Raw genomic sequence first — 25202 nt, forward strand, 5'->3', positions numbered from 1 at the left:
CGATGATTTTAAGGGCCGCCCTGCGGTCCGGCCCGAGAGCCTGCCCGCATGTCTGCCCTGATCGCCGAAAACCGCCGCGCCCGCTTCGAATACCACATCGAGGAGCAGTACGAGGCCGGCATGGTGCTGGAAGGCTGGGAGGTCAAGGCGATCCGGGCCGGCCAGGTCCAGCTGACCGACGGCTACGTCGTGATCCGCGACGGCGAGCTCTACCTGATCGGCTGCCGCATCAACGCGCTGGGCTCGGCCTCGACCCATGTCCACCCCGAGGCGGACCGCACCAAGAAGCTGCTGATGAGCAAGGAGCAGATCCGCCGCCTGATCGGCAAGGTCGAGCAGCGCGGCTTCACGCTGGTGCCGCTGAACCTGCACTACAAGGGCGGCCGCGTCAAGGCGGAGATCGCGCTGGCCAAGGGCAAGGCCGAGCACGACAAGCGCCACACCGAGAAGAAGCGCGACTGGGACCGCGAACGCGGACGCCTGATGCGCCACAAGGTCTCCGGGCCCAAGGCATGACCAGCCTGTCCGACGTGCTGTACCCGCCGCTGGCGCCCTTGCGCAGCGGCCACCTGGCCGTGGACGGACTCCACTCGCTGTACTGGGAAAGCTGCGGCAACCCCCAGGGCATCCCCGTGGTGTTCCTGCACGGCGGCCCCGGCGCCGGCATCGCACCCAACAGCCGGCGCTTCTTCGACCCGGCCAGGTACCACGTCGTGCTGTTCGACCAGCGCGGCTCGGGCCAATCGACCCCGTTGGGCGAGTGCCGCGACAACACCACCGACCTGTTGATCGGCGACATCGAGCGCCTGCGCGCGTTGCTGGGCATCGAGCGCTGGCTGGTGTTCGGCGGCTCCTGGGGTTCGACGCTGTCGCTGGCCTATGCCCAGGCCCACCCCGAGCGCTGCCTGGGCCTGGTGCTGCGCGGGATCTGGCTGGTCAGCGACGCCGAGATCGACTGGTGGCTCTACGGCATCCGCAACTTCTTTCCGCGCGAGTGGGAAGCCTTTGCAGCCCATGTGCCGGAGGCCGAGCGCGGCGACCTGCTGGCGGCCTACGCGGCCCGCCTGGGCAGCGACGATCCGGCGATCTACGCCCCCGCGGCGCGGGCCTGGAGCCGATACGAGGGCTCGTGCCTGCAACTTCGCAACGACCCGGCGACGGCCGACGCCTTCGGCGACGACGCCGTGGCGCTGGGCGTGGGCCGGCTGGAGGCGCATTACTTCCGGCACAAGGCCTTTCTCTCGCCCGGCCAATTGCTCGGCGCGATGCCCCGCATCGCCCACCTGCCCGGCTTCATCGTGCACGGCCGCTACGACGTGATCTGCCCGGTGCGCTACGCCTTCGCGCTGGCCGATGCCTGGCCGGGGGTGCGCCTGAGCATCGTCGACGACGCAGGGCACTCCTCGTACGAACCAGGCATCGCCGCGGAGCTGGTGCGGGCGACCGACCGGTTCGCCGCCACCGGCCGCTTCGACTGACGCCGCGGCGTCTGCCGTTCGCTCAACCCAGCCGGGCCAGTCCGGCCGCCAGATCGGCGATCAGGTCGTCCACCGCTTCCAGGCCGATGCACAGGCGCACCAGCACGCCGGCGTAGCCCGTACCCAGGCTGCGCATCGCGCCGGCCTGGTAGGGCACGGCCAGGCTCACCGGGCCGCCCCAGCTCCAGCCGATGCGGAAGCAGCGCAGGCCGTCGACGAAGGCATCGGCCTGCGCGGCCGAGAAGCGCGGGTCCAGTTCCAGCGTCAGCAAGCCCGCGGCGGCGCTGCTGATCGCCGCCCAGTGGGCATGGCCGGGCGAGCCTGCCAGCGCCGGGTGCAGGACCTGCCGGATCTGCGGCTGCCGGGAGGCCCAGGTGGCGATGCGCCGCGCCGCCGCGTCCTGCGCGTGGTAGCGCAGCGGCAGGCTGGGCAGCGAGCGCAGCAGCGCCTCGGCATCGTTGGCGCCCACGCCCAGGCCCAGGCGGCTGTGGGTCCAGGCCAGCGTCTCGTACAGCGCATCGTCGCGGCAGGCGATCGAGCCCATCAGCACATCACCGCCGCCCGAGGGGTACTTGGTCAGCGCGTGGAGGGTCAGGTCCACGCTCTGGCCGCCTGGCAACTCGAACGGGTTGAAGGCCAGCCCGGCCCCCCAGGTGTTGTCCAGCGCGATCGTGGCCTGCGGCGCCCGCTCGCGGATGCAGGCGATCAAGGCCGGCAGGTCCGGGAACTCCAGGGTCACCGAGCCGGGCGCCTCCAGCCAGACCAGCTTGACGTCCGGCGTCAGCAGCGCTGCCAGCGCGGCCGGCTGCATCGCGTCGTAGACGCTGTGCGTCACGCCCCAGCCGGCCATCTCGTGGCGGGCGAAATCCTTGCTCGGGTGGTAGACGTTGTCGGGCAGCAGCATCCGGTCGCCAGCCTTCAGCAGCGCCATGTTCACCACGGTCAGCGCACTCAGGCCGCTGGGTGCCAGCAGCACATGGCGGGCATGCTCCAGCGTCGCCAGCCGGGCCTCCAGCGTGAAGGTGGTGGGCGTGCCGTGCAGGCCGTAGGTGTAGGCGCTCTTGTCGACCCAGCGGCGGCGGCGCAATTCGGCCACCGACGGGAAATACACCGTCGAGGCCTTGTGCACCCCGACCGCCGGCGATTCGAAATCGGCCGGCGCGACATAGGGGTGGTGGATCAGCGCGGTCGCGGTGCGGTCATCGTCCTTCATGACCGGTTTGTATCAGATGGGCTCGCCGACCAGGTCGTGCCCTTCCGCCGCGACGATGCGCGCCCGCGCGAACTCGCCGACGCGCAGCTGGGTCGAGGCCTTGGCCGGCGGCAGCAGGCGCACAGTGCCGTCGATCTCCGGTGCGTCGGCATAGCTGCGCCCCACGCCGCCACGGCGGCCGAGCGCCGGCGCGCTGTCGACCAGCACCTGCATCGTCGCGCCGATGCGGCGACGCAGGCGCGCCACGGACACCTCCTCGGCCACCGCCATGAAGCGCGCCCGGCGCTCCTCGCGCAGCGCATCGGGCAAGGCCCCGGGCAGTTCATTGGCGGTCGCCCCAGCGACCGGCGAGTAGGCGAAGCAGCCGGCGCGGTCGATCTGCGCCTCCTTCAGGAAGTCCAGCAGGTAGGCGAACTCTTGCTCGGTCTCGCCCGGAAAGCCGGCGATGAAGGTCGAGCGCACGACGACCTCCGGGCACAGCTCGCGCCAGCGCTGGATGCGCTCCAGGTTGCGTTCGCCGCTGGCCGGCCGCTTCATGCGCTTGAGCACGTCGGGGTGGGCATGCTGGAAGGGCACGTCCAGGTAGGGCAGCACCAGGCCTTCGGCCATCAGCGGGATCACCTCGTCCACGTGCGGGTACGGGTAGACGTAATGCAGGCGCACCCAGGCGCCGTGCTGGCGCGCGAGTTCGCCGAGCTTGGCCACCAGGTCCAGCATGCGGGTTCTGACCGGCTGGCCGTCCCAGAAGCCGGTGCGGTATTTCAGGTCCACGCCGTAGGCCGAGGTGTCCTGGCTGACCACCAGCAACTCCTTCACGCCGCCCTCGAACAGCGCCCTCGCCTCGCCCAGCACCTCGCCTACCGGACGCGAGACCAGGTCGCCGCGCAGGCTGGGGATGATGCAGAAGGTGCAGCGGTGGTTGCAGCCTTCGCTGATCTTCAGATAGGCGTAGTGCTTGGGCGTCAGCTTGATGCCGGCCGCGGGTACCAGGTCGACGAACGGATCGTGCGGCTTGGGCACGTGCTGGTGCACCGCGTCCATCACCTCCTGCGTGGCGTGCGGCCCGGTGACCGCCAGCACCTTGGGATGGGCCTGGCGCACCATGTTCTCGCCGCCCTCGGCCTGGCGCGCGCCCAGGCAGCCGGTGACGATGACCTTGCCGTTCTCGGCCAGCGCCTCGCCGATCGCGTCCAGGCTTTCGCGCACCGCATCGTCGATGAAGCCGCAGGTGTTGACGATCACCAGGTCGGCACCCTGATAGGTCTTGCTAGTGCGGTAGCCCTCGGCGGAAAGCTGGGTGAGGATCAACTCGGAATCGGTCAGCGCCTTGGGGCAGCCGAGGGAGACAAAGCCGATCGTGGGCGTGGCAGGCGAGGCGGCGGCCTCGCGAAGAGCGTCAAGGGTCATGGGCAGGATTGTCGCAAACCCCGCTTCACCCTGCGGGCCTCACTTGCTGGCCGGCGGCACCGGAAAGCCGGGGAACAGGCCGCCGGCCTGTTTGTGCATCTGCTCCTGCATCTGCATGAACAGGTTCTTCGACTGTTCCAGGTAGTTGCCCATCAAGCCCTGCATGGCCGGCGCCTGACTGCCCATGAACTGGGTCCACATCTCGGGCGTGAAGGCCTTGGGGTCGTACAGGCCGCGGGCCTGCTCGGTCAGGCGCGACTGCATGTCGACGAAGGTCTGCAGATTCTTTTCCAGGTACGAGCCCATCATGCCCTGCATCGCGTGACCGTAGAAGCGGATGATCTGCGACAGCATCTGCGACGAGAACATCGGCATGCCGCCGGTCTCCTCCTCCAGGATGATCTGCAGCAGGATGCTGCGGGTCAGGTCCTCGCCGGTCTTGGCGTCGCGCACCTCGAACTCCAGGCCGTCGAGCACCATCTTCTTGACGTCCGCCAACGTGATGTAGCAACTCGCGTTGGTGTCGTAAAGCCGCCGGTTGGGGTACTTCTTCAGCTTGCGCGGGGCGCCGGTCGGGGTGGGAGGGGCGGCTTCGGCAGGCGCTCGGCGGGTCGATGGCATCAGCAAGGGCTCCTCGGGATACGGCGGGGGGAATGGCCACCCGATTCTACGGGCCGCCCCCAGGCCGCCTGCACCGGGCTTGCCCTGCCAGGCAGGCCTCACGCCGGGTCGCGCCGCGGCGGCCTGCGCCCGGGCCCGACCCAGCCGCCGGCCGCACCGTCACGCCACCCGCCGCAGTGCGGCACGGAGCGCGCCGCCACGGGTCAGGCGGAACAAGTCCTTGGGGTCGTCGCCACGGGGCACCAGGTCCACGTCCTGGCCGATGTCCAGTTCGGTGGCCAGGGTGTGCAGCAGGCGCAGCGCGGAGTAGTCCTCCAGCGCGAAGCCCACCGAGTCGAACACCGTGACCTGCTCGTCGCGCTGCCGGCCCGCGACCGTGCCGCTCAGCACCCGCCAGAGCTCGACGACCGGAAAGTCGGCCGGCATCTGCTGCAGATCGCCTTCGATCCGGGTCTGGGGCTCGTACTCGACGAACACCTGTGCGATGCGCAGCACCTCGGGGTGCAATTCGGTCTTGCCGGGACAGTCGCCGCCGACCGCGTTGAGGTGCATGCCGGGCTCGATCAGGTCAGGGGTCAGGATCGCGGCGCGCGACTTGTCGGCGGTGACGGTGGTGACGATGTCGGCCCCGCGGACCGCGTCGGCCACCGACGCCGCGCGGACGACCCGCAACGCGGGAAAGGCCGCCAGGTTGCGCTGCAGCTTGTCGGTCGCCGCCGGATCGATGTCGAACACCCGAACCTCGTCGATGCCCAGCAGGTGGTGGAACGCCACGGCCTGGAACTCGCTCTGCGCGCCGTTGCCGATCAACGCCATGCGGCTCGCACCCGGTCGCGCCAGCGCCCGGGCGGCCACGGCCGAGGTGGCGGCGGTACGCAACGCCGTGGTCAAGGTCAGTTCGGACAGCAGCAAGGGGTAGCCGGTGTCGACCTCGGCCAGCACCCCGAAGGCCATCACCGTATAGAGGCCGCGCGCCGTGTTGCTCGGATGGCCGTTGACGTACTTGAAGGCGTAACGCCGGGCATCCGCCACCGGCATCAGCTCGATCACCCCGACCGAGGAGTGGCTGGCCACCCGCGCCGACTTCTCGAACTCCTCCCAGCGCTGGAAATCAGCATGGATCGTGTCGGCCAGGCGGGACAGAAATACGGGCACGCCGACCTCCTGGAGCAGGCGGGACAGGGCGGGAACGTCGACAAAACGGGTCATGAAGCGCTTTCCTGGGCTGTCGACGACGCAGAAGGCGGCCGTCGCTGCCCCACAGTCTCGTCAGGGCCGGCGCCAAGAGGAAGCCCAAGATTCGATCAAAAAGATCGGTATGCTGATCACATAGATACATGTAGATGGCAATATGACCACTTTGGATGACACCGACCGCGCGTTGATCGCGCTGCTGCGCGACGACGCACGCAGCCCGGTCGCGCGCCTGGCGCAGACCTTGAAGGTGGCGCGGGGCACGGTGCAGAACCGCCTCGCCCGCCTCGAACGCGAGGGCGTGATCGTGGGCTACACGGTGCGCCTCAAGCCACAGGTGGAGGCGCACCGCATCCGGGCCTGGATGACGATCGCGGTCGAAGGCAACCGTGGCACCGAGGTGCTGGCGCAACTCCGGGGCCACCCCAACGTGGTCGCCCTGCACTCCACCAACGGCCGCTGGGACTTCGTCGCCGAGTTGCAGGCCGAGACGCTGGAGGCGTTCGATCGCGTGCTGGGCAGCATCCGGCTCGTCGATGGCATCGCCAGCACCGAAACCAGCCTGCTGCTGTCCACCCACAAGCTGTAGCCCGGCGGGCTCGCATCACGTACGATGCGACGCTTCGCCGGTGCGCGGGCACTGCAAGCCCCTGCACCGAGCCCACCGGAGCTTGACACCGTGCCCCACCTCATCGATGCCACGGCCTTGAGTCCCTCGGCAGCCTGGCTGGACAGTCTGCCGGCCAGCGTCGTCGTGATCCTCGACGGCAAGGTGCAATACGCCAACCGTGCGGCGCTGACGCTGATGAACGCGGCCCAGCCGAGCGACCTGATCGGGCGGCCCGTGCCGGAGTTCATCCACCCGCTGGACCTGCACCGCGTGCTGGCCCGCATCCAGCGGGCCGAGAGCGGCGACGTCACCAATCCGCCGACCGAATTCCGGGCCTACAGTTGCAGCGGGCAGTCGTTGGTGCTGGCCATGACCAGCAACCATGTCCAGATCGGCGATCGCGGCGCCGTGCTGGCCGCGTTCCTCGACATGACCGAACGGGCAGCGATGGAAGCCCGGCTGCAGGAAACCGACCAGAACTTCCAGCGCATCATGAACACGATGCAGGACGTGTTCTACCGCACCGATGCGCAGGGCATCACCCGCTACGTCTGCCCGGCCGTCAAGAACGTGCTGGGCTACAGCGCCGAAGAGATCATCGGCCTGCCGGCCGCGGCGTTCTACCCGGACCAGAGCGAACGCGACGCCCTGGTGGCCGCCATCAAATCGAATGGGTTCGTGCACGACTTCCCCGGCCGCATGCGACGCAAGGACGGCCGCATCATCGACATCTCGATCAGCACCCATGCGCTGCGCGACGAACAAGGCCAGTACGCGGGGGTCGAGGGCATCTGGCGCGACATCACGCAGCGCAAGACGATGGAGCGCGAGCTGGAGCGGCTGGCCACGCGCGATCACCTCACCGGCCTGCCCAACCGCCGGCGCATCCTCGAAACGCTGGAGCACGCCCTCAAGCGGCGCGGCGGCCGACGCGACCTGCCGCCGTTTTGCGCCCTGGTGCTCGACCTCGACCATTTCAAGCGCGTCAACGACACCCACGGGCACACCGCCGGCGACGCCGCGCTGTGCCAGATCGTGCGGCTGGTGGAAACCCACAGCCGGGCCAGCGACAACTTCGGCCGCCTGGGCGGGGAGGAGTTCCTGCTGGTGCTGGACGATTCGGACCTGGCCGCGGCGCGGGACGTGGCCGAGCGCGTGCGCAGCGCCGTGGCCAGCACCCCGATCACGCTGGCACCCGACCTGCAGGTGACCCTGACCTTGAGCATCGGCATCACCTGCTGGCAGCACACCGACGGCCGCTCGGCCGACGTGCTGGAGCGCGCCGACCGTGCGCTCTACCAGGCCAAGCGCCAAGGCCGCAACACCGTCTGCCTGGGCTGATCGCCAGGCGCGCCGCGCAGGCCGCCGCCGATCCGGTCATTCCGGGGTGTCGCGGCTGTAGTACAGCAGCGCCAGGGTCGGAAAGGCCACGCCGACGACCGACACCGCCAGCCAGCCCCCGTGCAGAAAGGCCGCGCTGGCCACGCCCGAGCCCAGCGCGCCGCCCGCGAAGAAGGTGGCCATGTAGAGCCCGTTCATGCGGCTGCGCGCGTTCGCGCCGAGCGCGTAGATGCTGCGCTGGCCCAGCACCAGGTTGGCCTGCACGCCAATGTCGAGCACGATGCCGGCCACCAGCAGCAGCACGATCGACCCGGTCTCGCCGCCGACCCAGGCCAGCGCCAACGAGCCCGCCACCAGGCTCATGGCCACGCCGGTGGCGGCATGCGTGCGGCCCCGGTCGGCCAGGCGTCCGGCCACCGGGGCCGCCAGCGCACCTGCGGCCCCGGCCAGCGTGAACCAGGCGATGCCGCGCGCATCCAGTCCGAAGCGCGGCCCGCTCAGCAGCAGCGGCACCGCCGTCCAGAACAGGCTGAACGACGCGAACAGCGCTGCCTGGTAGAGCGCGCGTCGTCGCAACAGCGGCGTCTCTCGCCACAAGCCGCCCAGCGACCGGATCAGCGAGGCATAGCTGTGCTCGGCCTGTGGCCGTCGCTGCGGCAGCAGGCGCCACAGCACGCCGACCAGCAGCAGCATCAGCACGCAGGACGCGGCGAACACGGTCCGCCAGCCCCAGCTGCCGGCCACGAGGCTGGACACCGGTCGGGCCAGCATGATGCCCAGCAGCAGCCCGCTCATCACGTTGCCCACGACCCGCCCACGACTGGCATCGGGAGAAAAGTAGGCCGCGATCGGCACCAGCATCTGCACCGCGACCGAGCCGATGCCCGTCAGCAGGGACGCCAGCAGGAACCACGCCGGCGAACGCGCCTGCGAGGCCAGCGCCAGCGCCAGCGCGCCGCCGCTGAGGGTGACCACGACCAGCCGCCGGTTCTCCACCAGATCGCCCAGCGGCACCAGCAGCAGCAGACCGGTGCAGTAGCCGATCTGGGTCAGCGTGACGATCAGGCTGGCGAGCGAGGTGCCGAGCCCGATGTCGGGCGAGATCAGCCGGATGATCGGCTGTGCGTAATACAGGTTGGCGGCGATCAGGCCGCAGGCCGTGGCCATCAGCAGGACCATGCCCCCTGCCAGGCCGGCGGACGGCGAAGTCAAGGTGACGGCATCGGGGGATCGGCTCATGGGACGTCTGACGGAGTGGCGGCGCGCACATCATCCCTGCTTTCGCATGGCAGGGTGGCAGGCCGGGTTTCACCGGCCCGCACGCCCCTCGGACAAGCCGCGCCCCGGCCTCAGCGGCAGGTCAGGAGCGTTCAGGGTCCAGGGGCGCGCCCTGCGCTCGGAGCCGGTTGTCCGGTGCCGCACACGGACCGACGAGGAATCGCCTCGCCCCGTGGGCGCAGCCCCCCGGCGAGCTACAAGACTTCCCCGGCGCTACCGTTAAGGGTTCCGGGTGAGCCAGAACGACCCGATCGGCAGTCGCCCGCGTGACCTTCCGAGCCAGGAGAACGCCGATGTCATCGAGGCGTCCTGACCACCCATGGCTCGCAGACCACCCTGTGCAACCGCCACCGTTCGCTCGACCCGCAGCGGTGCCGTTGGTTGCGGCTGAGCCTGGATCACCTGGTCGACCCCGACCTGGCAGCGACCCAGGAAGCGCGGAGCGGCGCGGACTCAGTTCGGGCCATCGCCAGGGCGACTGCCGCGGCGATCATCGCGGGGGTCGCCGCGTTGCCTGTCTGGGCCGGGATCCTGGCGGTTGTCGCGCCGCTGCGCAGCCCCCGCCGGACCCTCGCCGTGCGGATTGGCCGCGGGAGGCGCATAGCCTTCGCGCCCACGGATCGGCTGGGGCATCGGCGCGCGGTGGCCGGGCGCCTCGCTACGCTGCGGCGAGAGGATGTTCGGGCGATCACCAGGCAACTGGGGTTGCGAGGGGGCCGGCTGGTCGCGCAAGTGCTCGCGCTGCTGCGTCTGCAGATGCTCTCGCTGCTGCTCGCGCTGCGGCGCGGTGACGTCGCGCGGCTGGTAGCGGTAGCGCTGGGCCCGAATCGTGCGCTGCTGATCCAGCTGCTGGGGATAGCGCTCGCCGCTGAACTGGCGCTGGTAGAGCGGCAACGGCGCCGGGGCCGGCACCGCGCGGCGATCCCAACGATCCCAGCCGCGCCGTTGCTGCGCCCAGCCCGGGCCGAAGTGCGTGTCCCACCGCGGCGGCGCATCGACACGCCAGCCGCGGAAATAGCCTGGCGGCCGGCGGTAGTACCGCACCGGCACGCGCAGCAGGAACAAGGGCACGCTCTCGGGCGGCTCATACAGCCATGGGCCGTTGTACCAAGTGCTCTGGTACCAGCCATCGTCACGAAAGACCCAGTACAGGCCGTCGTAGAAGAAGTAGTTGGCGTCGGCATTCGGGTCGTAATAGACCGGATAGCCCGGCACCCGGACCAGCCGGGGATACGCCGGCATGTTGATGCCAATGCTGACGCCGGGTAACGCGACGCCGATGCCGACGCTGATCTGGGCCTGGGCGGCCCCCAACGGACTCAGCAACAAGGTCAGGGCGATCAAGGAATAGCGCATGGTGATGGCTCCTGGATGGAAGTGGAGGGATTGAAAGTCAGTGGGCCGCGACACCGAAGGCAGGGTGTTGACCCATCTCAGTCTGCGCTCAACCGTCCGCAATTTCTGTGCGCCCGGCCGCCCGCCGCCATGGATGCCCTCTTCACCGCAGCCTGGCAGGTGGCGCGCGGGGCTCACCGGTGCTTGGGATCGACCTGGCTGCCGAGCACGCCGCCGACCGCCGCGCCACCGACCGCGCCCGCGGCGCTGCCACCGGTCAGCACCGAGCCCGCGACGCCCGATGATCGCGCCGGTGGCTGTGTTCTGGTCGCGTCGAGACATCTCCCCGCAAGCCACCACGGACAGGGCAGCCAGCGAGAGAGCGACAAGGGTCGTGACAGGGTGCGATTTCCTGAAAAGTGAAGGAACGGAGATAACTGATTCCCGGGAGGGATGTCGTCGTCCGCATGTTCTTTGTAGTCTTCGCAACCAGCGACGGTCTGTGCGCCGACGCACCGAGACGACGCTGCGTGCGACAGCGCACCAACTCGATGTGCTCGGAGGCGGACGATGCAGGGTCCGTCAACAGGTGACGTCGATTGACCTCACCACGGGCTCGTCGAGCACAACATGCCGTGCGCAAGGAGAACTCCCATGACGTGTCGCAACACCCTCATCGCCTCGCTGTTCACGGCGCTCGTCCCGGGCACCACGGGCTGCGCCGTCAGCCGTGGGCAGGAAAGCGTCGGCGCCTACGTCGACGACGCCAGCATCACCACGGCGCTGAAAGGGCGGTACCTGGACAACAAGGACGTGGATGCCTCCAGCATCGGCGTCGAGACCTTGAACGGCACCGTGATGCTTTCCGGCTTCGCCAAGACCAGCGACGAGAAGCGCATCGCCGGAGAAATTGCCTGGAAGGTCAATGGCGTGCACCGGGTCAAGAACCAGATCGTCGTGCGTCCTTGAGACGACCGTATCAGGCCCGGGCGCGCTCGGGCTCCTCGGTCAGCGTCAGCAGGATGTCGGCATACCAGGCGCAGTTCAGGCCCAGCGACTCGTCGAGATTCAGGTCGCGCGTGCGCATGTCCATGCGCGACGAATGAACGCCCAGCAATTTCCACGGCAAAGACGGATCGCCGTCGTCACAGCGCATCACCACCGGGGCGCCGCTCGTGCCACGGTGGGTTCGTGCGTCGGTCAGGAAGTAGCCTTGGCCCTGGAATCGCAACCCGAACGACGACGCGATCGTGGCCCCGCGGACCACCGGCAGGTGGTGCAGAGCGTCATGAAACCCGAGGGGAAAGCCGACGATCAACAGCGCGCCGCCGACCTCCACCTCTTGCAACGAGCCCTGCAGATGGGCCGGCGAGAAACACGCGATCGCCGCGTCGGCCGGCATCGCGGCGCGATCGATCTCGATCACCGCCACGTCGATGTCGCCTCCGCTGTCCTTGCCTTCGCGCCAGGCGCTTCGGGCGTTCCGGTACAGCAGCACCGACAGCGCCGTCGAGCGGGTCAGGTTGCTCGCATCGGTGTGCAGTTCGATCTCGATGCGATCGGGAAAGTGCTTGCTCGGCGCGTCGATCAGCACATGCCGGCTGGTCACGAAAAACAGCCGCTGGTCGCGCTCGAAGAAGAAACCGCTGGCGCCGGTCAGCATCTGCGACCCAAGGAAGGTGGACACCCGCGCAGTCGTCAGCAGCAGACTCTCGATCATGGCCGAAAGGTACCACCGGAGCGGCCGAGCGCCCCGTGCGATGGCGCACAAACGGCGCCCGCCCCTGTCGCCCACCAGGCGCGGCCCGGAAAGCGAAAAGCCCGACACGATGAATACCGTGTCGGGCTTGGCAATCTGGTAGGCGCGATTGGATTCGAACCAACGACCCCCACCATGTCAAGGTGGTGCTCTAACCAACTGAGCTACGCGCCTGCTGAGCCTTCTACTATAGCATGATTTCGAATATTGTCTCCAGGCCGGCTGCCCAGGCGGCGCGCGCGGTCACTTTCGCCGCGCGTTGCGCACGCCGGCCACGTTGCCCACCTGCTTGAGCACGGCGCGCAGTCGCGAGGCCTCGGCCACCTCGACGGTGAAGGTCATCCACGCGGTCTTTCCGCCGCCGTCGCGCACCGACTGGGTGTGCACGCCCACGACGTTCATGCGCTCTTTCGAGAACACCTCGGTGATGTCGCGCAGCAGGCCTGGGCGATCACCCGCCTCGATCAGCACATCCACCGGGTAGACCGGTGCGTCGGACCCCTGGGACGGCACACCCCAGGTGACCGGGATCACGCGCTCGGGCAGGCGCTGCGCCATGTGGCGAAAGTTCTGGCAATCGGCCCGGTGCACGGCCACGCCCTTGCCGCGGGTGACGAAGCCGCCGATCGCGTCGGGCGGCGCTGGACGGCAGCAACGGGCCAGGCTGGTCAACAGGCTCTCGACCCCGACCACCAGCACGCCGCCGCGTGCGTTGTCGCCGCTGCGGGCGCGCCGCAGCGTGGGCATTTCGTCGACCTCGGCAGGCGGCTCGGGCGGCCGCAGCAATTGCTCGATGTTGCGCAGCGAATATTCGTCCTTGCCCACCACTTCGAACAGCGCATCGGCATCGCGAAAGCCCAGCCGCGACGCCAGGTCATCGAGCTTGATCGCGGTACGGCCTTCGCGCTGCAGCAGTTTTTCGACCTGCTCGCGGCCGCGGGCGATGGTCCCGGCCTGGGCCTGCGCATTGAACCAGGCCCGCACCTTGGCGCGGGCCCGCGGACTCTTCAGGAAGCCCAGTTCCGGGTTCAGCCAGTCCAGCGATGGCCCGCCCTCCTTCGCGGCCGTCACCTCCACGGTCTGCCCGTTGCTCAGCGCGGTGGACAGCGGAACGAGCACGCCGTCGACGCGCGCGCCCCGGCAGCGGTGGCCCAGGTCGGTGTGCAGCGCGTAGGCGAAGTCGACCGGTGTCGCACCCGCGGTCAGCTCGATCACCGTGGCCTGCGGCGTGAAAACGTAGATGCGGTCGTCGAAGCCGCCGCCTGGCGACGCGGCCTCGGCGCTCTGGCCGGCAAAGTCCCGCTCCCAGGCCAGCAGTTGGCGCAGCACCGCCTTGCGCGCCTCGGCGACGCGCTCCTCGAACTCGCCCGCGGCGCTGACGCCGGCGTAACCCTTGGTGCCCGCCTCCTTGTAGGCCCAGTGCGCGGCCACGCCGTATTCCGCATGGTCATGCATCGCCTGGGTCCGGATCTGCACTTCCACCGCGCGCCCGTCGTCGTCGAGCACGACGGTGTGCAGGGATCGGTAGCCGTTCGGCTTGGGGCGCGCGATGTAGTCGTCGAACTCGTTGTCCACCGGCCGGTAGCGCTCGTGGACGCGCGACAGCGCGGCGTAGCAGGCCGGCACGTCGGCAACGATCACGCGCAACGCACGCAAGTCCAGCACCTGCTGGAAATCGAGGTGCTTGCCCTGCATCTTCTTCCAGATGCTGTAGAGGTGCTTGGGCCGGCCATGCACCAGCGCCGCCACGCCGTGGGCGCGCAGATCGTCGGCCATCTGCTGGCGCACTGCCTCGACCCCGGCCTCCCGCTCGACACGACGCTCGGCCAGCAGGCCGGCGATGCGCCGGTATTCGTCGGGTTGCAGGAAACGGAAGGCGAGGTCTTCCATCTCCCACTTGATCTGCCAGATGCCCAGCCGATTGGCCAGCGGCGCGAACACCTGGCGGGACTCGGCGGCCAGCGCCAGCGGGCAGGACTGGCGGGCGGCGGCGTACCAGCGCAGCGTCTGCAGCCGCGAGGCCAGCCGCAGCAGCACCACCCGCAGGTCGCGCGAGAAAGCCAGCAGCATCTTGCGCACGCGCTCGGTCTGCTGGGCCTGCAATTCCTGCTCGACCTGCGCTTCGCGCGCGGCACGCTGGATCTGCACCAGCTTGCGCGTCAGCGTGACCAGGCTCGCATAGGAGGGGCCGAAGGCCTTGCTCACGACCTCCTCAGGGCGCTGCAGGTAGTCGCCCGCGTAGACCAGATAGGCCGCGGCCTGCAGGCTGGGCGCACCGCCGATGGCTCTCAGGATCTCGGCCACGCCGGCCGCATGGCTCAGCGCCTCCTCGCCGGTATCGAGCCGCCGCTCCGCCAGCAGCGGTTCGGCGAAGGTGCGCGCCCGCTCCAGGGCCCGCTCCTCGTCGTCCGCGGTCGTGCGCCGGTCGCCCGCCATGCCGGGGGCCGGCTCGGCCGCCATCTGCCCCGCGAGCGTCACGATGGGCGCGGCGGGTTCCTCAACCTCGATCAGGCTCTTCATGGCTGAAGCAGGAACTCCTGCACCACCGCGATCTGATCGGCCTGGACCAGGGTCGGGGCATGGCCGACGCCGGCGAATTCGTGCAGCCGGGCGTGGGGGCCACGCCGGGTCATCTCAAGCGCGGTGGCGGCCGACAACAGGTCGGACTCGGCGCCGCGCAGCAACAGCGTGGGACTGGCCACACGGTCATAGGCCGCCCAGGTCGAGGCCTCGCCAGCAGCGGCGGCCTCGGGCGTGATGGCCCGGAACGGCACCGCGATCGCCGGATCGTAATGGGGCTTGAAGCCATCGCCATCGGACAGCAACTGCGGTCGCGTCAGCGCCAGCCACTGCTCGCGGCTGTGCGGTCCGAAGCTCTGCGAGATGCTCCACAGCGCATCGGCCGCCTCGTCCAGCGTGCGCCAGTGCGCCGGCACCCCCAGGTACTGGCCGATGCGCTGCAGCGACGCATATTCGATCTTCGGCCCGACATCGTTGAGCACCAGGCGGCTCAGCGGCGAACCGGGCAAGGATGCGAGCACCAGGCCGATCAGCCCGCCCATCGACGTGCCCACCCAATGCAGCTCGCGGGCATCCAGCCGCGCCAGCAGCGTGACCATGTCGGCCACGTAGGCCGGAATCGCGTAGCCCGCCGGGTTGGCGAGCCAGTCCGAACGGCCCCGACCCACGACGTCCGGACAGACCACGCGAAAGTCGCCCTGCAGCGAACGCGCCAGGGTGTCGAAATCGCGCCCCTGGCGCGACAGCCCGTGGGCGCAGACCACCACGCGGTCGTTCGCCGGATCGCCCCACTCGACGTAGGCCATGCGGTGCAAGCCGGCCGCGCCAAGGCATTGCACGTCATGCAGGCGCGGGGAGGAACTCAAGGTGGTGGGCATGGTGGACGAATGGAACGCGGTCGGGCACCGCACATAATCCACTGTAGCAACCCCACAGGAGATTTCAGCATGCTGAGAGGTAAAACCGCCGTGGTCACCGGCTCCACCAGCGGTATCGGACTGGGCATCGCCAAGGCGCTGGCGGCACAGGGCGCGAACCTGATGCTCAACGGCTTTGGCGAGGTGGACGCGGCCAAGGCCGAAGTGGCGGCACTGGGCGGCCGGGTCAGCTACCACGGCGCCGACATGGGCAAGCCGGCCGAGATCGAGGCCATGGTCAAAGCCTGCGAGGCCGAGTTCGGCGCTCTCGACATCCTGGTCAACAACGCCGGCATTCAATACGTGGCCGCGGTGGAGGAGTTCCCGATCGAGCGTTGGGACGCGATCATCTCGATCAACCTGAGCTCGGCGTTTCATTCGATCCGGGCCGCCCTGCCCGGCATGAAGGCCCGCAACTGGGGCCGCATCCTGAACGTGGCTTCGGTCCATGGCCTGGTGGCCTCGGCGCAGAAGTCGGCCTATGTGGCGGCCAAGCACGGCTTGATCGGCCTGACCAAGACCGTCGCGCTGGAAACGGCGACCACCGGTGTGACGGTGAACGCGATCTGCCCGGGCTGGGTGTTGACGCCGCTGGTCCAGAAGCAGGTCGATGCGCGTGCCGCGGCGGATGGCGTGAGCCAGGAGGAAGCCAAACGCCAGCTGCTGGCCGAAAAGCAGCCCTCGCTGCAGTTCACGACGCCGGAAGAACTGGGCGGCCTGGCGCTGTTCCTGTGCTCGCCGGCGGCCGACAACGTGCGCGGCGCGTCGATCAACATGGACGGCGGCTGGGTCGCCCAGTGACCCGGCGCAGCTGACCCGGGCGCGGCCGCGCCGGGCCGGGTCACTGCATCTGGATGCTGCCGCTGACGGTCGCCGTGACCGAGCCCTTGCCGGCCTCGACCGGCAGCGGTGCCGCGTCGGCCAGGCGGGCCATGGCCATCACGCCGGCCGGCGCCGGGCCGCCGACGGCACCGGAATCCACCGCCACCGACAGCTCGCGAACCTGGTAGCCGGCATAGCCGAACTGCCGGGCGTCGTCGCTCGCACGTGCCCGGAAGCGCTGGATCGCCTGGTGGGTGACCTCGGACTCCACCGTCTCGCGCGCCTCGCGCGACAGGCTGTAGCCCACCCGAGCGACGCTCATCGTACCGATCCGACCGGCCAGTTGGCCGATCGCCGCCATGTCGCGCCCCTGCACCACCAGTTCGGCACTGCCTTGCCAGGCGCCAATGACGCCTTTGGCGTTGTAGCGCGGATAGATCGAGAAGCCCCCGGTCTGCACCTCGACCTGGCCAGGGCGGGCCTGTCGGCGGGCTTCGCCCAGTGCCACGTCCAGCGCCTGTTTGAGCTGGGCCTGCACCGACGCGGCATCGGCGCCGTCGCGGTTGGCGGTCAAGGTCAGCGTCATCCAGTCCTGTGGCACTTCCACGGTGGCGCTGGCGCGCAGGTTCAGCACGCCTTGCGGCGGTGGCAGCTCCGCCGCCCCGCAGGACGCGGCGAAAGCGCCCGACAAGATGACCATCGCCAGCCGGTGACGGCCCGGCGCCCAGCGCCTGACGGCATTCGAAAAAGGAAGGTTCATGGCAGCTACAACGCGCTTGGCGGGCATTTCGCCGACGATGTTGCAACTTCGGGGCAGGGGCAACAGAGGTAACACAATGCAAAATAGATCGGTCGACCCCGCCTCGACCCCCGCACAATCGGCGTTGTTACAAATTTTGGGCTCGCCATGAACACCACCGCCGCCACCCGTCCGGACCGCATCGTCGTCGTCGACGACGATGCCCGCATCCGCGACCTGCTCCGCCGCTACCTCACGCAGGAAGGCTTCGAGGTGCTGCTCGCCGAGGACGCCAAGGCGCTGAACCGCGTGCTGACGCGCGAGACCGTGGACATGATCATCCTCGACCTGATGCTGCCCGGCGAGGACGGCCTGTCGATCTGTCGACGTCTGCGCGCCGCGAGCGACCCGACGCCCATCATCATGCTCACGGCCAAGGTCGAGGATGTCGACCGCATCGTCGGCCTGGAGGTCGGTGCCGACGATTACCTGCCCAAGCCCTTCAACCCGCGCGAACTGCTGGCCCGCATCCACGCCGTGCTGCGCCGCCGGCCGGCCCAGGAAGCGCCGGGCGCACCGGCCCGCGACGGCGAGGTGGTGAACTTCGGTCCGTTCGAGTTCGACCTGTCGCTGCGCCGCCTGACCCGCGACGGCGAGCCGATCACGCTGACCACCGGCGAGTTCTCGATGCTCAAGGCCCTGGTCCGCCATCCGCGCCAGCCGCTGTCGCGCGACAAGCTCGCACAGCTGGCCCGCGGCCGCGAATTCGAGCCCTTCGACCGCAGCCTGGACGTGCAGGTGTCGCGCCTGCGCAAGATGATCGAGGCCGATCCGTCGAACCCGGTCTACATCCAGACGGTATGGGGCGTGGGCTACGTGTTCGTACCCGGTGAAGGAGCGCCTTGAGTTCGCGACCCTCGTTCTCGCTGAATCTCTTCTGGCGCACCTTCTTCCTGCTGGGGGTGCTGCTGACCTGCGGCATCTTCGCCTGGGTCATCACGCTGCAGCAGCTCGAATTCGAACCGCGGGCGGTGCAGGCGGCCCAGCAGATCGCCAGCCTGGTGAACCTGTCGCGAGCGGCGCTGCGCTACTCCGACGGCATCAACCGCATCGCCGTGATCAAGACCATGAGCGACAAGGAGGCGGTGCGGGTCATCCACCGCCAGCCGGCCGACGCGTGGGAGCCCTTCGAGACCGACCGCTTCACCCGCCGGGTGGCCGACGATCTGCGTCACCGCCTGGGCAGCGACACCATCATCGCGCGCAGCGTGAACGGGCAGGCCGCGCTGTGGGTCGGCTTCAACATCGACCACGATCCCTACTGGATGCAGGCCGAATACGCGCGCCTTCAGCCGCTGACGCCGGGGACCTGGTTCGTCTGGGTCGGCATCGCGCTGCTCGCGACCGTGCTGGGCTCGGTGGCGGTGGCGCGCCTGATCAACCGCCCGCTGCAGCAGCTGTCGTTTGCGGCCAGCCGGATCCGCGAGGGCGAATACGATTCGCGGCTCGATGAGACCACGCTGACCAGCGAGATCCGGGCCGTCAACATGGGCTTCAACCGGATGGCCCGCGAACTGGCCAAGGTCGAGGAGGAGCGCGCGGTGATGCTGGCCGGTATCTCGCACGACCTGCGCACGCCGCTGGCGCGGCTGCGCCTGGAGGCCGAAATCAGCGTCGAAGACGAGGAGGCGCGCCGCAACATGGCGCTGGACATCGACCAGCTCGACAACATCATCGACAAGTTCATGGATTACGCCCGGCCCGGCGAGACCCGCACCGAGCCGGTCGACGTCGCCCGGGTGATCGAGCGCGAAGCCAGCGCGTTCCGCGGTACCGGCCACCTGAAGATCCAGGTCCACCTGCCCAAGGTGCTGATCGTCGAGGGCGACGACACCGACCTCGGCCGGATCTTCGCCAACCTGTTCGAGAACGCGCGCCGCTACGGCCGATCCCAGGACACCGGCGTGGCCCGGGTGGTGGTGAGCCATGTGCAGACCAGCGACGCGGTGATCGTCAGCGTGCGCGACCACGGCCCGGGCGTGCCGGCCGACATGCTGGCGCAGTTGACCACGCCGTTCTTCCGCGGCGATGCCGCGCGCACCTCGGCCACCGGCGCCGGCCTGGGCCTGGCGATCGTCAACCGGGCGCTGCAGCGCATCGGCGGCGCCCTGCGCCTGGCCAACGCCCAGACCGGCGGTCTGATCGCCCATGTGCGCCTGAAGCGGGCCCACTGAGAGCCGTCCAGGTCCGGCCGGACGCTTCGGCCCGAACGGCCTGGGTGCGACCTTCCCGGCCGCGTCAGGCGCGAGCGCGCGCGAGCAGGCAGACCGCGCGCGCCTCGATCGCGCGCCCCTCGCCCACCGGGCCCATTTTCTCGGCCGTCTTGGCTTTCACGTTGACGCAAGCCGGGTCCAGCGCCAGCGCCTGCGCGATGCGCAGCACCATCGCCGGGATGTGGGGCGCCATCTTCGGCGCCTGGGCGACGATGGTCGCATCGACGTTGACCACGCCCCAGCCGGCCTCGCGCACCCGGCGGGCCGCTTCGGCGAGCAGCCGGTGCGAGTCGGCGCCCGCGAATTCGGCCGAGGTGTCAGGAAAATGGCGGCCGATGTCGCCCAGCCCGGCGGCGCCCAGCAAGGCATCGGTCAGGGCATGCAACAGCGCATCGGCATCGGAATGGCCGAGCAGCCCATGGGTGTGGGGGATGGTGACGCCGCCCAACACGAGCGGCCTCCCGATCACCAGGGCATGGGTGTCCCAGCCCTCGCCCACCCTCAGGGCCGGCCAGGTGGATTCCGTCATCTCGGGGAACCTCCTTCGGTTGGACGATGCCCCGGCGCAAGGTCTCGCGCCGGCCCAGGGGTCCGCGACGCGCCGGCTCGCCCGGCGGTGACCAGCAGACGCTCGGCCAAGGCGAAATCGCCAGGCCAGGTGAGCTTGAAATTCTCGTAGTCGCCGCGTACCAGCCGCGGTCGATGCCCCAGCAACTCGATGGCGCGGGCCTCGTCGGTCACCAGATCACCGGCCAAGGCCAGCGCCGATGCCAGCATGCCGAGACGAAACATCTGCGGCGTCTGAGCGGCCCACTTGCCGGTACGGTCCACGGTCGCGGCCACCCGGCCCTCCTCCTCGGCCTTCAGCGTGTCGGCCAAAGGCAGCGCCAGCAGGCCCCCGATCTCGTCGTCGGCACAGGCGTCGATCAGGCGATCGACCCACTCGGGACGGATCAGGCAGCGCGCGGCGTCGTGCACCAGCACCCAGTCGTCGGCTTGAACGCCGCGCCCGCGCAAGGCCTCGAGTCCGGCGGCGACGGTCTCGGCACGGCACGCGCCGCCGGTCCGCGCCACCCAGGCCCGGTCCCCGGTGAACCCGGGTGCCTGCGCCTCGAAACGGTCATCGTCGGGCGACAGCACCACCAGCGTCGCGGCCAGGCGCTCGACGCTCGCCAGCGCCGCCACGGTATGCGCGACGACGCTCCGGCCGGCGATCGTCTCGTACTGCTTCGGGCCCTGCGTGCCGGCCCGGGTGCCGGTGCCGGCGCAAGGCACCAGGGCGAAGAAGCGGGGTTCGGCCCCGGTGGAAGTGGTGGTCATCGGGTCGATTCTAAAATCCGGGCTCGCAACGCCCCCGAGTCTCGGCTCCGGGGCGTGTTGTCATTGTCAGCGACTCCCCATGCACCTGCCTTCGATCGCCCCCGGCAAACGATTCACCCTGCCCCGCCCGACCGGTTCGGCGGACGCCCTGCTGCTCGCCCGCCACGCCCAGGCGCTCACGGCCAGGAAGGAGTTGCTCGGCATCGTCACCGCCGATCCGGCCGACACCCAGCGCCTGGCGGATGAGCTGCCCTTCTTCGCGCCCGGACTGCGCGTGGCGGTGTTCCCCGACTGGGAAACCCTGCCCTACGACACCTTCAGCCCGCACCAGGACCTGATCTCCGAGCGACAGGCGACGCTGTGGCGCATCCACCAGGGCGATGTGGACGTGGTGCTGCTGCCCGCCACCACGGCGCTGACCCGCCTGGCGCCCCCCGGCTTCCTCGCCGGCACCACGTTCTCGTTCAAGCACAAGACCCGGCTCGACGAGGCCGCGCTGAAGCGCCAGCTTACGCTGGCCGGCTACAGCCATGTGAGCCAGGTGGTGTCGCCGGGCGAATATGCGGTCCGCGGCGGCCTGATCGACCTGTTCCCGATGGGCTCGCAGGTGCCCTACCGGGTCGACCTGTTCGACAACGAGATCGATTCGATCCGCACCTTCGACCCCGACAGCCAGCGCAGCCTCTACCCGGTGCCCGAGGTCCAGTTGCTGCCCGGCCGCGAATTCCCGATGGACGAGGCCGCGCGCACCCGGTTCCGCCAACGCTGGCGCGAGCGGCTGGAAGGCGACCCGACCAAGAGCCGGATCTACAAGGACATCGCGCAAGGCATCGCCACCGCGGGCATCGAATATTTCCTGCCGCTGTTCTTCGACGAGACCGCGACCATCTTCGACTACCTTGGCGAGAACGCCTCGCTGGTGCTGCACGGCGAGGTCGACGACGCGCTGCAGCACTTCGCCGCCGACACGCGCGAGCGCCACCGCTTCCTGCAGCACGACCCGGACCGGCCCATCCTGCCGCCCGAGGCGATTTACCTCAAGCCCGACGAATTCTTCGCCCGCAGCAGTGCCCACGCCACGCTGGTGATACGCGGCGACGCCTCGGTGGGGGCCGACCCGGCGTCCGCCAGCGCCGTCTCCTGGGCTCGCCCGCTGCCCGACATTTCGGCCGACCGCGGCAGCACGGAGCCGCTGGCGGCGCTCGAACGACATCTGGACACCACGCCCTACCGCGTGCTGCTGGTGGCCGAGAGCGAAGGGCGGCGCGAAAGCCTGCTCGAGCTGCTGCGCGACCACCGGATCGAGGTGCCCAGCGTCGCGACGCTGGCCGAGTTTGAAACCGGGCACGACAAGGTGGCGATCACCGCCGCCCCGCTGGCGTCGGGCTTTTTCTGGTTCGAGCCGGCAGACGGAGGCGGCGGCACGGCGATCCAGTTCCTGACCGAGACCGAGCTGTTCGCCGCGGCCCCCACGGCACGCCGCCGGCACCGCAAGCAGGAGCAGACCAGCAACGTCGACGCGCTGATCAAGGACTTGTCCGAGCTGAAGATCAGCGACCCGGTCGTCCACGCGGCCCACGGCATCGGCCGCTACCAGGGGCTGATCCACATCGACCTGGGCGATGGCCCTTCGGAATTCCTGCACCTGGAGTACGCCGACAAGGCCACGCTCTACGTGCCGGTGGCCCAGCTGCACCTGATCAGCCGCTACACCGGCGTCAGCGCCGAGGAAGCGCCGCTGCACAAGCTGGGCTCGCCGCAGTGGGACAAGGCCAAGCGCAAGGCCGCCGAGCAGGTGCGCGACACCGCGGCGGAACTGCTCAACCTCTACGCGCTGCGCGCGGCGCGCGAGGGCATGGCGCACCGCTACTCGGCGCACGACTACGAGGCCTTTGCCGCCAGCTTCGGCTTCGAGGAGACGGCCGACCAGCGGGCCGCCATCCACGCGGTGATCCAGGACATGGTCAGTCCCAAGCCGATGGACCGGCTGGTCTGCGGCGACGTGGGCTTCGGCAAGACCGAGGTGGCCTTGCGCGCCGCGTTCATCTCGGTGATCGGCGGCAAGCAGGTCGCGATCCTGGCCCCCACCACCTTGCTGGCCGAGCAGCACTACCAGACCATCGTCGACCGCTTCGGCAAGTGGCCGGTGAAGGTCGCGGAGCTGTCGCGCTTTCGCACCGCCAAGGAGGTCAAGGCGGCGCTGGAAGGCATCGAGGCCGGCACCATCGACATCGTCGTGGGCACCCACAAGCTGCTCAGCAAGGACGTCAAGTTCAAGCGCCTGGGCCTGCTGGTGATCGACGAGGAACACCGCTTCGGCGTGCGCCACAAGGAGGCGATCAAGGCGATGCGCGCCGAGGTCGACGTGCTCACGCTCACGGCGACGCCGATTCCGCGCACGCTGGGCATGGCGCTCGAAGGCCTGCGCGACCTCAGCGTCATCGCCACCGCGCCGCAGCGACGCCTGGCCATCAAGACCTTCGTGCGCAACGAGGGCAAGAGCGTGATCCGCGAGGCGGTGCTGCGCGAATTGAAGCGCGGCGGACAGGTCTACTTCCTGCACAACGAGGTCGAGACGATCCAGAACCGCAAGCAGGCGCTGGCGGAGCTGATCCCGGAGGCGCGCATCGCCGTGGCCCACGGCCAGATGCCCGAGCGCGAGCTGGAACACGTGATGCGTGATTTCACCGCCCAGCGCTTCAACCTGCTGCTGTGCTCGACCATCATCGAGACCGGCATCGACGTGGCCAGCGCCAACACCATCGTCATCGCCCGGGCCGACAAGTTCGGCCTGGCCCAGTTGCACCAGCTGCGCGGCCGCGTGGGCCGCAGCCACCACCAGGCCTATGCCTACCTGCTGGTACCCGATGTGGAAGGCCTGACCAAGCAGGCCGCGCAGCGCCTGGAGGCGATCCAGGAGATGGAAGAACTGGGCTCGGGCTTCTACCTGGCGATGCACGACCTGGAGATCCGCGGCGCCGGCGAGGTGCTGGGCGATCACCAGAGCGGCAACATGATGGAGGTCGGCTTCCAGCTTTACAACGAGATGCTGGCCGAAGCCGTGCGCGCGCTGAAGAACGGCGAGGAGCCCGACCTGCTGAGCCCCCAGTCGGCCGTGTTCGGCGCCACCACCGAGATCAACCTGCACGCGCCCGCGCTGCTGCCCGACGCCTATTGCGGCGACGTGCACACCCGGCTGAACTTCTACAAGCGCCTGTCCAGCGCCGACACGCCGGACGAGCTCGATCGCCTGCTGGAAGAAGTGACCGACCGTTTCGGCAAACTGCCGCCCCAGGGTCAGACCCTGTTCGACACCCACCGCCTGCGCATCCAGGCCAAGGCCTATGGCGTGCTGAAGATCGACGCCCATTCGAAGCTGATGAGCATCACCTTCAAGCCGGGGGCCCCGGTGGACACGCAGAAGATCATCGAACTGGTGCAGCGCAACCGCCACGTGAAGCTGGCCGGCAACGACAAGCTGCGGATCGAGCGCGAGATGGCCGAGCCGCGCGAACGGGCGCACTACCTGCGCGACATCCTGCGCTCGCTGGGACAGCCGGTGTCGGCCTGAACGCGGGCGGCCCGGGCGCCCGCGTGGTGGCTGGCCGCGCGGGCCGGCGACATGCCGTCCTCGCATTTGTCGCGGACAATCCCGCGACATGACTGCCTCTGAATTCGCGCCCGGTCTGTTCGTTCGCGGCCTGACGCCTCCGCTCACGCTGGCTGACTACAAGCTGGTCGCCTTCGACATGGACTCCACGCTGATCAACATCGAATGCGTGGACGAGATCGCCGATGCGGCCGGCCGCAAGGCCGAGGTGGCCGCCATCACCGAAGCGGCGATGCGCGGCGAGATCGCCGACTACAAGGACAGCCTGCGGCGCCGCGTGGCGCTGCTGCGCGGCGTGCCGGTCGCGGCGCTGGAAGAGGTGTACGCGCGCCACCTGCAGCTCAACCCGGGCGTCGAGGCCTTTGTGCAGGCCTGCCGGCAGGCGGGGCTCAAGACGCTGCTGGTTTCGGGCGGCTTCACGTTCTTCAGCGAGCGGGTGCGGCAGCGACTGGGACTCGACTTCGCGCGCGCCAACGTGCTGGAGCTGGTGGACGGCCGCTTGACCGGCCGGCTGGTCGACCGCCCTTGGGGCGACATCGTCGACGGTGCGGAGAAGCGGCGCGTGCTGCTCGAAGTCTGCGAGCTGATGGGCATCGAGCCGGCCCAGGCCATCGCCGTGGGCGACGGCGCCAACGACCTGCCGATGATGGGCGTGGCCGGGCTGTCGATCGCCTTTCACGGCAAGCCGGCGGTGCGCGAGCAGGCCATGCTGTCGATCGAGCGCGGCGGCATGGACCAGGCGCTGAAGGTGCTGCGCTGAGCTGA

Annotated in this window: 22 protein-coding genes, 1 tRNA gene and 1 pseudogene; 10 read left to right on the forward strand and 14 right to left on the reverse strand. The window is 69.5% G+C overall.

Going from position 1 to position 25202, the window contains the following annotated elements:
- Positions 1-48 precede the first annotated feature (48 nt).
- The gene (gene smpB, locus AC0N04_RS14460) at positions 49-516 is read left to right on the forward strand and encodes an SsrA-binding protein SmpB (RefSeq protein ID WP_474282840.1); all 468 of its coding nucleotides are present in this window, start codon (positions 49-51) and stop codon (positions 514-516) included.
- Positions 513-1478, forward strand: coding sequence for a prolyl aminopeptidase (pip, locus tag AC0N04_RS14465; protein WP_474282842.1), 966 nt, complete (start codon positions 513-515; stop codon positions 1476-1478). Before smpB ends, pip begins: the two co-directional genes overlap by 4 nt.
- Positions 1479-1500: 22 nt before the next feature.
- Here the strand turns inward: pip and AC0N04_RS14470 are convergent, their stop codons facing one another.
- The 4 genes from AC0N04_RS14470 to AC0N04_RS14485 all read right to left on the reverse strand — a co-directional run bounded on the left by AC0N04_RS14470 (position 1501) and on the right by AC0N04_RS14485 (position 5928).
- Entirely contained in the window at positions 1501-2691 is a 1191-nt protein-coding gene (locus AC0N04_RS14470) for a PLP-dependent transferase (RefSeq protein ID WP_474282844.1), read from the reverse strand.
- 12 nt (positions 2692-2703) lie between these two features.
- Positions 2704-4098 carry a 30S ribosomal protein S12 methylthiotransferase RimO gene (gene rimO, locus AC0N04_RS14475; protein WP_474282846.1) on the reverse strand — a complete coding sequence of 465 codons (1395 nt, stop codon included), beginning with the start codon at positions 4096-4098 and terminating at the stop codon, positions 2704-2706.
- A 39-nt stretch (positions 4099-4137) separates the two neighbouring features.
- Positions 4138-4719 carry a polyhydroxyalkanoate synthesis repressor PhaR gene (phaR, locus tag AC0N04_RS14480; RefSeq protein ID WP_474282848.1) on the reverse strand — a complete coding sequence of 194 codons (582 nt, stop codon included), beginning with the start codon at positions 4717-4719 and terminating at the stop codon, positions 4138-4140.
- Between the two features lie 159 nt (positions 4720-4878).
- Entirely contained in the window at positions 4879-5928 is a 1050-nt protein-coding gene (locus tag AC0N04_RS14485) for an ornithine cyclodeaminase (protein WP_474282850.1), read from the reverse strand.
- Positions 5929-6070: 142 nt separating this feature from the next.
- Here AC0N04_RS14485 and AC0N04_RS14490 point away from each other — a divergent pair, with 142 nt between their 5' ends.
- Positions 6071-6502 carry an Lrp/AsnC family transcriptional regulator gene (locus tag AC0N04_RS14490; RefSeq protein ID WP_474282852.1) on the forward strand — a complete coding sequence of 144 codons (432 nt, stop codon included), beginning with the start codon at positions 6071-6073 and terminating at the stop codon, positions 6500-6502.
- A 90-nt stretch (positions 6503-6592) separates the two neighbouring features.
- The gene (locus AC0N04_RS14495) at positions 6593-7864 is read left to right on the forward strand and encodes a sensor domain-containing diguanylate cyclase (RefSeq protein WP_474282854.1); all 1272 of its coding nucleotides are present in this window, start codon (positions 6593-6595) and stop codon (positions 7862-7864) included.
- A gap of 36 nt (positions 7865-7900) precedes the next feature.
- On the opposite strand, the gene AC0N04_RS14500 is transcribed toward AC0N04_RS14495, so the two are convergent.
- From AC0N04_RS14500 to AC0N04_RS14510, 3 genes and pseudogenes are all read right to left on the reverse strand, one after another.
- Complete coding sequence (locus AC0N04_RS14500) at positions 7901-9103, reverse strand: MFS transporter (protein WP_474282856.1); 1203 nt, start codon at positions 9101-9103, stop codon at positions 7901-7903.
- 492 nt (positions 9104-9595) lie between these two features.
- Positions 9596-10498 (reverse strand): hypothetical protein, encoded by a 903-nt coding sequence (locus AC0N04_RS14505; RefSeq protein WP_474282858.1) that lies wholly within the window; start codon positions 10496-10498, stop codon positions 9596-9598.
- 173 nt (positions 10499-10671) lie between these two features.
- Positions 10672-10912, reverse strand: a pseudogene (locus AC0N04_RS14510) (glycine zipper 2TM domain-containing protein).
- Between the two features lie 219 nt (positions 10913-11131).
- On the opposite strand from AC0N04_RS14510, the gene AC0N04_RS14515 reads away from it, so the two are divergent.
- Positions 11132-11446 (forward strand): BON domain-containing protein, encoded by a 315-nt coding sequence (locus tag AC0N04_RS14515; RefSeq protein WP_474282860.1) that lies wholly within the window; start codon positions 11132-11134, stop codon positions 11444-11446.
- Positions 11447-11456: 10 nt separating this feature from the next.
- On the opposite strand, the gene AC0N04_RS14520 is transcribed toward AC0N04_RS14515, so the two are convergent.
- From AC0N04_RS14520 to AC0N04_RS14535, 4 genes are all read right to left on the reverse strand, one after another.
- Entirely contained in the window at positions 11457-12197 is a 741-nt protein-coding gene (locus AC0N04_RS14520) for a S1 family peptidase (RefSeq protein ID WP_474282862.1), read from the reverse strand.
- Between the two features lie 136 nt (positions 12198-12333).
- Positions 12334-12410, reverse strand: a tRNA-Val gene (locus AC0N04_RS14525).
- A 69-nt stretch (positions 12411-12479) separates the two neighbouring features.
- Positions 12480-14756 carry a RelA/SpoT family protein gene (locus AC0N04_RS14530; RefSeq protein WP_474282864.1) on the reverse strand — a complete coding sequence of 759 codons (2277 nt, stop codon included), beginning with the start codon at positions 14754-14756 and terminating at the stop codon, positions 12480-12482.
- On the reverse strand, positions 14753-15634 hold the full coding sequence (locus tag AC0N04_RS14535; RefSeq protein WP_474282866.1) for an alpha/beta fold hydrolase: 882 nt from the start codon (positions 15632-15634) through the stop codon (positions 14753-14755). Before AC0N04_RS14535 ends, AC0N04_RS14530 begins: the two co-directional genes overlap by 4 nt.
- A 69-nt stretch (positions 15635-15703) precedes the next feature.
- On the opposite strand from AC0N04_RS14535, the gene AC0N04_RS14540 reads away from it, so the two are divergent.
- Complete coding sequence (locus AC0N04_RS14540; RefSeq protein WP_474282868.1) at positions 15704-16474, forward strand: 3-hydroxybutyrate dehydrogenase; 771 nt, start codon at positions 15704-15706, stop codon at positions 16472-16474.
- Between the two features lie 40 nt (positions 16475-16514).
- Here the strand turns inward: AC0N04_RS14540 and AC0N04_RS14545 are convergent, their stop codons facing one another.
- A complete protein-coding gene (locus tag AC0N04_RS14545) occupies positions 16515-17255 on the reverse strand; it encodes an SIMPL domain-containing protein (protein WP_474282870.1) in 741 nt (246 codons plus the stop codon).
- A gap of 147 nt (positions 17256-17402) precedes the next feature.
- Here AC0N04_RS14545 and ompR point away from each other — a divergent pair, with 147 nt between their 5' ends.
- A complete protein-coding gene (ompR, locus tag AC0N04_RS14550) occupies positions 17403-18140 on the forward strand; it encodes an osmolarity response regulator transcription factor OmpR (RefSeq protein WP_474282872.1) in 738 nt (245 codons plus the stop codon).
- Positions 18137-19468 (forward strand): sensor histidine kinase, encoded by a 1332-nt coding sequence (locus tag AC0N04_RS14555; protein WP_474282874.1) that lies wholly within the window; start codon positions 18137-18139, stop codon positions 19466-19468. Before ompR ends, AC0N04_RS14555 begins: the two co-directional genes overlap by 4 nt.
- 64 nt (positions 19469-19532) lie before the next feature.
- Here the strand turns inward: AC0N04_RS14555 and ispF are convergent, their stop codons facing one another.
- Both ispF and ispD read right to left on the reverse strand, forming a co-directional pair.
- Positions 19533-20036: a 2-C-methyl-D-erythritol 2,4-cyclodiphosphate synthase gene (gene ispF / locus AC0N04_RS14560; RefSeq protein ID WP_474282876.1), complete on the reverse strand. Its 504-nt coding sequence runs from the start codon at positions 20034-20036 to the stop codon at positions 19533-19535.
- The gene (gene ispD, locus AC0N04_RS14565) at positions 20033-20827 is read right to left on the reverse strand and encodes a 2-C-methyl-D-erythritol 4-phosphate cytidylyltransferase (RefSeq protein ID WP_474282878.1); all 795 of its coding nucleotides are present in this window, start codon (positions 20825-20827) and stop codon (positions 20033-20035) included. Before ispD ends, ispF begins: the two co-directional genes overlap by 4 nt.
- Positions 20828-20906: 79 nt before the next feature.
- Here ispD and mfd point away from each other — a divergent pair, with 79 nt between their 5' ends.
- Together mfd and serB are read left to right on the forward strand one after the other, a co-directional pair.
- Positions 20907-24398 (forward strand): transcription-repair coupling factor, encoded by a 3492-nt coding sequence (gene mfd / locus AC0N04_RS14570; protein WP_474282880.1) that lies wholly within the window; start codon positions 20907-20909, stop codon positions 24396-24398.
- 88 nt (positions 24399-24486) lie between these two features.
- Positions 24487-25197, forward strand: coding sequence for a phosphoserine phosphatase SerB (gene serB / locus AC0N04_RS14575; RefSeq protein ID WP_474282882.1), 711 nt, complete (start codon positions 24487-24489; stop codon positions 25195-25197).
- Positions 25198-25202 lie beyond the last annotated feature (5 nt).

This window comes from Ideonella sp. sgz306126 (assembly GCF_056032705.1).

Excerpts from the sequence above, each read along its gene's own strand:
- smpB (WP_474282840.1), top strand. The coding sequence starts at position 49 with ATGTCTGCCCTGATCGCCGAAAACCGCCGCGCCCGCTTCGAATACCAC.
- pip (WP_474282842.1), top strand. The coding sequence starts at position 513 with ATGACCAGCCTGTCCGACGTGCTGTACCCGCCGCTGGCGCCCTTGCGC.
- AC0N04_RS14470 (WP_474282844.1), bottom strand. The coding sequence starts at position 2,691 with ATGAAGGACGATGACCGCACCGCGACCGCGCTGATCCACCACCCCTAT.
- rimO (WP_474282846.1), bottom strand. The coding sequence starts at position 4,098 with ATGACCCTTGACGCTCTTCGCGAGGCCGCCGCCTCGCCTGCCACGCCC.
- phaR (WP_474282848.1), bottom strand. The coding sequence starts at position 4,719 with ATGCCATCGACCCGCCGAGCGCCTGCCGAAGCCGCCCCTCCCACCCCG.
- AC0N04_RS14485 (WP_474282850.1), bottom strand. The coding sequence starts at position 5,928 with ATGACCCGTTTTGTCGACGTTCCCGCCCTGTCCCGCCTGCTCCAGGAG.
- AC0N04_RS14490 (WP_474282852.1), top strand. The coding sequence starts at position 6,071 with ATGACCACTTTGGATGACACCGACCGCGCGTTGATCGCGCTGCTGCGC.
- AC0N04_RS14500 (WP_474282856.1), bottom strand. The coding sequence starts at position 9,103 with ATGAGCCGATCCCCCGATGCCGTCACCTTGACTTCGCCGTCCGCCGGC.
- AC0N04_RS14505 (WP_474282858.1), bottom strand. The coding sequence starts at position 10,498 with ATGCGCTATTCCTTGATCGCCCTGACCTTGTTGCTGAGTCCGTTGGGG.
- AC0N04_RS14515 (WP_474282860.1), top strand. The coding sequence starts at position 11,132 with ATGACGTGTCGCAACACCCTCATCGCCTCGCTGTTCACGGCGCTCGTC.
- AC0N04_RS14520 (WP_474282862.1), bottom strand. The coding sequence starts at position 12,197 with ATGATCGAGAGTCTGCTGCTGACGACTGCGCGGGTGTCCACCTTCCTT.
- AC0N04_RS14530 (WP_474282864.1), bottom strand. The coding sequence starts at position 14,756 with ATGAAGAGCCTGATCGAGGTTGAGGAACCCGCCGCGCCCATCGTGACG.
- AC0N04_RS14535 (WP_474282866.1), bottom strand. The coding sequence starts at position 15,634 with ATGCCCACCACCTTGAGTTCCTCCCCGCGCCTGCATGACGTGCAATGC.
- AC0N04_RS14540 (WP_474282868.1), top strand. The coding sequence starts at position 15,704 with ATGCTGAGAGGTAAAACCGCCGTGGTCACCGGCTCCACCAGCGGTATC.
- AC0N04_RS14545 (WP_474282870.1), bottom strand. The coding sequence starts at position 17,255 with ATGAACCTTCCTTTTTCGAATGCCGTCAGGCGCTGGGCGCCGGGCCGT.
- ompR (WP_474282872.1), top strand. The coding sequence starts at position 17,403 with ATGAACACCACCGCCGCCACCCGTCCGGACCGCATCGTCGTCGTCGAC.
- ispF (WP_474282876.1), bottom strand. The coding sequence starts at position 20,036 with ATGACGGAATCCACCTGGCCGGCCCTGAGGGTGGGCGAGGGCTGGGAC.
- ispD (WP_474282878.1), bottom strand. The coding sequence starts at position 20,827 with ATGACCACCACTTCCACCGGGGCCGAACCCCGCTTCTTCGCCCTGGTG.
- mfd (WP_474282880.1), top strand. The coding sequence starts at position 20,907 with ATGCACCTGCCTTCGATCGCCCCCGGCAAACGATTCACCCTGCCCCGC.
- serB (WP_474282882.1), top strand. The coding sequence starts at position 24,487 with ATGACTGCCTCTGAATTCGCGCCCGGTCTGTTCGTTCGCGGCCTGACG.